Source organism: Frigoribacterium sp. MEB024, assembly GCF_000878135.1.
Classification (GTDB): Bacteria; Actinomycetota; Actinomycetes; order Actinomycetales; family Microbacteriaceae; genus Frigoribacterium.
Genome location: NZ_JXQZ01000080.1, coordinates 1 through 6,779, shown reverse-complemented (window position 1 = coordinate 6,779; position 6,779 = coordinate 1). Strand labels below are relative to the sequence as shown.

Genomic DNA, 6,779 nt, shown 5'->3' with positions numbered 1-6,779 from the left:
TCTTCGAGGCCGATGGGCGGCCCGTCAGCGGGCGACGGCGGCGGCGCGGACGCGGGCGACGAGCGCCTCCGTGGCGTCGACGGCCGCGCGGTCGACGGCCGCGCTCGACCCGGCGCTGAGCAACGTGGCCTGGAAGCCGCGCCAGAGCGCGACCGTCTCGTGCGCGAGCGACTCGGCCCGCGCCTCCTCGACGCCCTCGGCGCGGTACGCGGCCGCCACCTGACCCACCCACTCGGAGCCGATGTCGCCGAGCAGCGAGGCGTAGCGCTCGCGGTCGAAGCTCGCGAGGCCGAACACCTCGAAGAACAGCCGGTTGAACGGCTGGTTGACGGGGTCGGACACCGTCCGCCAGACGGCCAGGAGGCGCTGGTCGAGCGGCAGGTCCGGCCCGGCCAGGTGGTCCACGACCCCGACGATGCCCGGGAACCGTCGTTCAGCGCCGTGCAGCGCCGCCACGACCAGTTCTTCCCGGCTGCCGAAGTAGTACAACAGCATGCGGTTGTTCGAGCCGACCGCCGTCGCGAGGCCCCGCAGGGTGAGCTGACCGACGCCGTGGTCGAGCACGTGGTCGACGACGCGCTCGAGCAGTTCGGCCCTCTTGTCGGACGACTCGCGCGTGGCCATGCCCCCGAAACTAACGTCCCGCGAGGTCGACGACGACGGCAACACGACCGAAACGACGATGAAACAGTCCGGGTCTAGCTTTTCGACACCTCACCCGAACGAACCTCAGGAGTTCCCCCATGAGCCCTCTCTCCGTTCCTCCCGCGTTCCGCTCCACCTCCCTCGACCGCCGCGGGTTCCTGCGCCTCGGCGGGTCGGCCGCCCTCGTCGTCGGCACGACCGCCCTGCTCGCCGCCTGCACCGACTCGTCGGCCGGGACGGGCGCGGCGACCGGCGGGGCCGCCTCGGGCGGGTCGTTCGGCACCATCGCCGTCCAGCTCTCGTGGATCAAGAACATCGAGTTCGCGGGCGAGTACTTCGCCACGGAGAAGGGCTACTACACCGACGCCGGCTTCAGCGAGGTCACGCTGCTGGCCGGTGGCGGACAGACCGGAGCCGAGGAGGCGCTGCTCGCCGGACAGGCCAAGGTCGGGTTGTCGTCGGCCTCGCTCACCGGCCCGTCGGTGGCGCAGGGCGCGGCGCTCAAGATCATCGGCACGACGTTCCAGAAGAACCCGTTCTGCCTGCTCTCGCTCGAGGAGGGCGAGCCGATCCGCACCCTGGCCGACCTCAAGGGCAAGAAGATCGGCGTGCAGTCGGGCGGCAACCAGACGATCTTCGAGGGCTTCCTCAAGGCCAACGACATGACGCTCGACGACGTCGAGCTCGTCGCCACGCAGTACGACATCGCCCCGCTCGAGACGAACGCCTACGACGCGCACATGTCGTACATCACGAACGAGCCGATCCTGGCCGAGATGGACGGCTTCACCCCCGTCGTGCTGGGCTTCGCCGACAACGGACTGCCGTTCGTCGCCGAGACCTTCACCGTCACGCAGGAGACCATCGACAACGAGCGCGACATGCTCAAGGCCTTCCTGGTCGCCGAGATCAAGGGGTGGACCGACGCGGTGAAGGACCCGGAACAGAGCGCGAAGTACGCCGCCGAGAAGTACGGCAAGGACCAGGACCTCGACGTCGAGGAGCAGACCGCCGAGGCCGAGGCGCAGAACACGCTGATCCTCACCGAGGACGTCAACGCCAACGGCCTGTTCACGATGACCGACGAGCTGGTCGCCGAGAACATCGCCTCGCTGAAGGCCATGGGCACCGACGTGTCGGCCGACGACCTCTTCGACCTCAGCATCATCAAAGAGGTCTACGAGGAGAACCCCGACCTCATCACGGCCTTCACGATCCCCACGGCATGACCATGACGGACGGCACCACGACCGCACCCACGACGGCGACGGGCGACCCCGCCGGTCGACCCGAGCTCGCCACCGGCATCAACATCCAGGGACTGACCAAGTCGTTCCAGCTCGGTCGGAAGAGCGTGCAGGCCCTGACGCAGATCGACCTGGGCACCAAGAAGGACTCGTTCCTCAGCCTGCTCGGGCCCTCGGGCTGCGGCAAGTCGACCATCCTGCGCATCCTGGCCGGGCTCGAGACGCCCACGTCGGGCAGCGTCGTGATCAACGGCAAGACCGCGGCCGAGGTGCAACGCGGCCACGAGACGGGCATCGCGTTCCAGGACTCGGCCCTGCTGCCCTGGCGCAGCGTCGAGAACAACATCCGGTTGCCGCTCGAGGTCGCCGGGCTCACTCCCCCGGCCGGCCTGATCGACGACCTGATCGACCTCGTCGGCCTGAAGGGCTTCGAGAAGGCCAAGCCGGCGCAGCTGTCGGGCGGCATGCGGCAGCGCGTCTCGATCGCCCGCTGCCTCGCCGTGCAGCCGACCATCATGCTGCTCGACGAGCCGTTCGGCGCGCTCGACGACATGACCCGGCAGCGCATGAACGTCGAGCTGCTGCGCATCTGGGGCGAGAAGCCCGCCACCACGCTGATGGTGACGCACGGCATCGCCGAGGCCGTGTTCCTGTCCGACGTCGTCGCCGTGATGAGCGCCCGGCCCGGCCGCATCGCCGAAGTGGTCGAGATCGACCTGCCCCGACCGCGCCTGCCCGAGCTGACCCGCACCCCGGAGTTCCACGCGTACGTCGACCGCATCTCCGAGATCCTGTTCGGCTCGCACGGGACGGTGGCCGATGACTGACCTGCACACGTCGCCGCGCGAGACCGCCGAGCGCGAGGTCGAGGCGGAGCTCGGCCAGAGCGTGGCGCTCCGGGCCGAGACCGCCCGGGGGCCCGAGCGACGGTCGGTGCTCGGCTCGATGGCCGCCGCCCCTCCGTGGGTCGGCGCCCTCGTCGGCATCGTGCTGATCGTCGCGATCTGGCAGGTCGTGGCCGTCACGCTCTTCTCGGTGACCGGGTCGGTTCCCCCGCCCGGCCAGGTGCTCGTCCAGCTCGTCACGGACCTCAGCGACCTCGTCTACTGGCGCGCCATCGGCGCGACCGCCGGCAGCGCGGCCTGGGGCTTCCTCTGGGGAAACCTGATCGCGTTCGCACTGGCCTTCGCCGTGCTGCTCGTGCCGTGGTTCGAGGGCCTCTCGACCCAGCTCGCCGTGGTCTGCTCGTGCATCCCGCTGACCGCGATCGCGCCGATCGTCACGCTCATGTCGCCTGCCGGCGGCCGGACGACGTCGATCTTCCTGGCCGCGCTCAGCGTGATCTTCACCACCGTGATCGGCACGCTGCTCGGCCTGCGGGCCGCGAGCGAGACCCAGCTCGACGTGATCACGGCCTACGGTGGCTCGCGCTGGACGCAGCTGGTCAAGGTCCGTCTGATCGCCGCCCTGCCCAGCATCCTCGCGGCGCTCAAGCTGGCGGCGCCCGCGGCGTTCCTCGGCGCGGTGCTCGGCGAGTACTTCCTCATCGGGGTCGACCAGGGCCTCGGCATCCTGCTGCTCGCGGCGCAGGCCACGGCGGCGTCGGTCAAGCTCTGGGCCCTGGCCCTGATCTCGGGCGGCATCGCCGGGATCGCCTACTTCGTCATCGGGCGGATCAGCCGACTGGTCACGCCCTGGTCGGCGGGCGACAGCCGCGCCGGAGAGGGGTTCTGATGGCCACGACCCTGCCCACCGGCACCGGCACCCGCGTCACCGCCCCCGCGGTCTCGACCAGCGCCTCCTCGACGGCCCGGTTCGTCCTGCGGCGCATCGGCCGCACCGTGCTGACGATCGCGATCTCGGCGATCATCCTCGGCATCCTGTGGAACCTCGCCATCGTCATGCTGCAGGCCAACGCGTTCATCGCGAAGACCCCGGCCGACGTGTTCCGCTGGTTCTTCGTCGACTCCGAGCTCAGCCGGACCACGGCGGCCGAGAACCGCGTGCACATCGCCGGCCTGCTCGGGGTCACCCTCTGGCACGCCGCGATCGGCTTCGTCTTCGGCGTCGGCGGTTCGCTGGTCGTGGCGATCGTCTTCACGCTGATCCGACCCGTCGAGTTCATGTTCATGCCGATCGCCATGCTGCTGCGCACCGTGCCCCTGCTCGCGATGGCCCCCGTCATCTACCTCGTGCTGGGCAACGGCATCGTCACCGCCGGCTTCATCGGCGGGGTGGTCGTGTTCTTTCCCCTGCTCGTCAACCTGACCCTCGGCTTCCGGTCGGTCAGCGCCCAGTCGGTCGACCTCATCCGGGTCTACGGCGGCAGCCGCTGGACGATCATGCGCAAGGTCGCGTTCCCCACGGCCCTGCCGTACTTCTTCGCCTCGATGCGCATCGCCGTGCCGGGAGCCATCACCGGCGCGATGCTCTACGAGTGGCTCTTCACCTACGAGGGCCTCGGCGCCGCCATCACGGCCGCCAAGTCGCAGTCGCAGTACGGCGAGATCTGGGCGATCGTCGTGCTGATCACGCTCGTCTCGATCGTGCTCTACACGATCACGACGTTCGTCGAGACGGCGGTGCTCGCGAAGTGGGGCCCCAACGCCGGCAAGGCGACCGCGTCGTGACCGGCCGCAGCGTGACCGGCCCCGGTGTGACCCGCCGCGTGCTGGTCGACACCGACACGGGCATCGACGACGCCCTCGCCCTGCTCTGGCTCGCCGCGCAGCCCGACGTCGAGATCGTGGGCATCACGGCCGTCTACGGCAACTGCGTCGTCGACGACGCCCTGCGCAACGTCGGGCACGTGCTCGGGCTCGTCGGTCTCGACGACGTGCCCGTCGCCCGCGGTGCCGAGGGACCCGTGGATGCGGAGGCGCACATCGCCCACTACGTGCACGGTCACGACGGTCTCGGTGACGTCGTCGCCGAGCGGCCGCTCCCGCGGGTGCTGCTCGACACCCCGGCGGCGGAGCGGCTCGTCGAGGTCGCCCGGGCGTCCCCGGGCGAGATCGACCTGCTCACCCTGGGGCCGCTCACCAACGTGGCCCTGGCGCTGAGGGCCGAGCCGCGCCTCCTGACCCTGTTCCGGTCGGTGACGATCATGGGCGGCAGCGGACCCTTCCCGGCCCTCGGCCGCACGGACATGGTCGACGCGAACGTGCAGAACGACGGCGTGGCCGCCCGCGCGGTCTTCGCCGCCCCGGCGACCTCGCGCCTCATGGTCGGCGTGAACGCGACGTCGCAGGTGATCACCGACGAATCGCACGTCGCGGCGTTCCGCGACTCGGGCACGCCGACCGGCACCTTCGCCGCCGACGTCCTGGCGACCTACCTCGACTTCTACCGGAACGCCTGGGGCCGCCGGGTCAGTCCCGTACACGACGGCCTCGCCGCGGCGCTGATGGTGCACCCCGAGTGGATCGCCGACAGCGTCACCGGCCCCGTCGGCATCACCCACGACGGCTTCGCGACCCGCGGCCGGGTGCTGCGCACGGCCGACGGCGCCGAGGTCGACTGGCACCCGGACGGCCCCGTGCCGACCGGCGACCCGTCGACCCCCACGACGGCGGTCACCGCCGTCCACACCGACCTCTTCCTCCCGTCGTTCGTCGACGCCCTGATCCACGGAGCCCGCTCGTGACCACCACCTCCCCCGCCGACGCCACCCGCGCCTCCTCGGTGACCTCCCCCTCGCCCGCCGACGCCGTGGCGCGCGACCTGCGCGCCCTGCCCAAGGGCCACCTGCACCTGCACATGGAGGCGGCGATCCAACCGGACTCGCTGGCCGACATGGCGGCGGCGTCGGGCGTCGTCGTGCCGATGCCGACCAGCTTCGGGGATTTCAGCGAGTTCAGCGCGACGTACCAGGGCATGGTCGTGGTCCTCGCCGAGAGCGCGAACCTCTTCCGCCTGATCGACGAGGCGATCGAGGACTGCGCCGACGAGGGCGTCGCCTACGTCGAGTTCGGGGCGAGCCCGCAGTTCTACGTCGCCACCTTCGGGTCGCTCGACGCCTCGCTGCGGGCGATGCTCGCGGCCTGCGCCGAGAGCGGCGAGCGATGGGGCGTCGAGGTCGGGCTGATGATCACGGTCGACCGCACCGAGAGCGTCGAGGCCGCGAACGAGCTGGCCCACCTGGCCGCCGCGTACGCCGACCGCGGCGTCGTCTCGCTCGGCCTCGCCAACGACGAGCGCGGCAACCCGGCGGCCCGCTACGAGGAGGCGTTCCGCATCGCCAAGCACGCGGGCCTGCTCTCGACGCCGCACGCCGGCGAGCTCGCCGGGCCGGACCAGATCGAGGAGGCGCTGGACGTCCTCGGCGCCGACCGCGTGCTGCACGGTGTGACGGCCGTGCGGAGCGAACCGCTGATGGCCCGACTGGCCGCCGAGGGTGTCTGCCTCGACGTGTGCCTCACCTCGAACGTGTTGCTCTCGGTGATCCCCACCATCGAGGACCACCCGCTGAAGCGCCTCGTCGAGGCCGGCGTGCGGTGCTCGATCAACGCCGACGACCCCATCCTGTTCGGGCCGGGTGTGCTCGCCGAGTACGAGCTGGCCCGCACGACCCTCGGCCTGTCCGACGAGCAGCTCGCCGCGTGCGCGCTGAGCTCGATCGAGTGCTCGGGCGCGTCGCCGGAACTGAAGGCCCGGGCCGTCGCCGAGATCGCGGCGTGGCTGGCGGCGTGACCGCACCCGCCTCCGCCTCGGTGGCGCCGGCCCGGCGGCTGGTCGTCGAGGGCGCACACGTCGCGACGGTCGACGCCCACGACACCGAGCACGCCGGCGGGCACGTCGTCGTCGACGGATCGCGCATCGTCGCCGTCGGGCCCGGGCCCGCCCCCGCGTGGTGCACCGCCGGGCTGGCCGCACCCGGGTCGGCAG

Annotated in this window: 8 protein-coding genes; 7 read left to right on the top strand and 1 reads right to left on the bottom strand. The window is 71.2% G+C overall.

What is annotated here, in order from left to right:
- Window positions 1-24: 24 nt before the first annotated feature.
- A complete protein-coding gene (locus SZ60_RS13240; RefSeq protein WP_043596632.1) occupies window positions 25-624 on the bottom strand; it encodes a TetR/AcrR family transcriptional regulator in 600 nt (199 codons plus the stop codon).
- Between the two features lie 119 nt (window positions 625-743).
- Between SZ60_RS13240 and SZ60_RS13235 the strand changes: the two genes are divergently transcribed.
- The 7 genes from SZ60_RS13235 to SZ60_RS13205 form a co-directional block, all read left to right on the top strand.
- Window positions 744-1,874, top strand: a complete 1,131-nt coding sequence (locus SZ60_RS13235; RefSeq protein WP_043596631.1) for an ABC transporter substrate-binding protein — start codon at window positions 744-746, stop codon at window positions 1,872-1,874.
- A 2-nt stretch (window positions 1,875-1,876) separates the two neighbouring features.
- Window positions 1,877-2,719, top strand: coding sequence for an ABC transporter ATP-binding protein (locus SZ60_RS13230; protein WP_156155610.1), 843 nt, complete (start codon window positions 1,877-1,879; stop codon window positions 2,717-2,719).
- On the top strand, window positions 2,712-3,626 hold the full coding sequence (locus SZ60_RS13225; protein WP_052505402.1) for an ABC transporter permease: 915 nt from the start codon (window positions 2,712-2,714) through the stop codon (window positions 3,624-3,626). The genes SZ60_RS13230 and SZ60_RS13225 overlap by 8 nt, the downstream gene beginning before the upstream one ends.
- Window positions 3,626-4,522, top strand: a complete 897-nt coding sequence (locus SZ60_RS13220) for an ABC transporter permease (protein ID WP_052505401.1) — start codon at window positions 3,626-3,628, stop codon at window positions 4,520-4,522. Before SZ60_RS13225 ends, SZ60_RS13220 begins: the two co-directional genes overlap by 1 nt.
- Window positions 4,519-5,538, top strand: a complete 1,020-nt coding sequence (locus SZ60_RS13215; RefSeq protein ID WP_197073572.1) for a nucleoside hydrolase — start codon at window positions 4,519-4,521, stop codon at window positions 5,536-5,538. The genes SZ60_RS13220 and SZ60_RS13215 overlap by 4 nt, the downstream gene beginning before the upstream one ends.
- Window positions 5,535-6,584 carry an adenosine deaminase gene (add, locus tag SZ60_RS13210; RefSeq protein WP_197073571.1) on the top strand — a complete coding sequence of 350 codons (1,050 nt, stop codon included), beginning with the start codon at window positions 5,535-5,537 and terminating at the stop codon, window positions 6,582-6,584. Before SZ60_RS13215 ends, add begins: the two co-directional genes overlap by 4 nt.
- A partial coding sequence (locus SZ60_RS13205; RefSeq protein WP_197073570.1) for a hypothetical protein occupies window positions 6,581-6,779 on the top strand: 199 nt, incomplete at its 3' end. The genes add and SZ60_RS13205, both read left to right, overlap by 4 nt.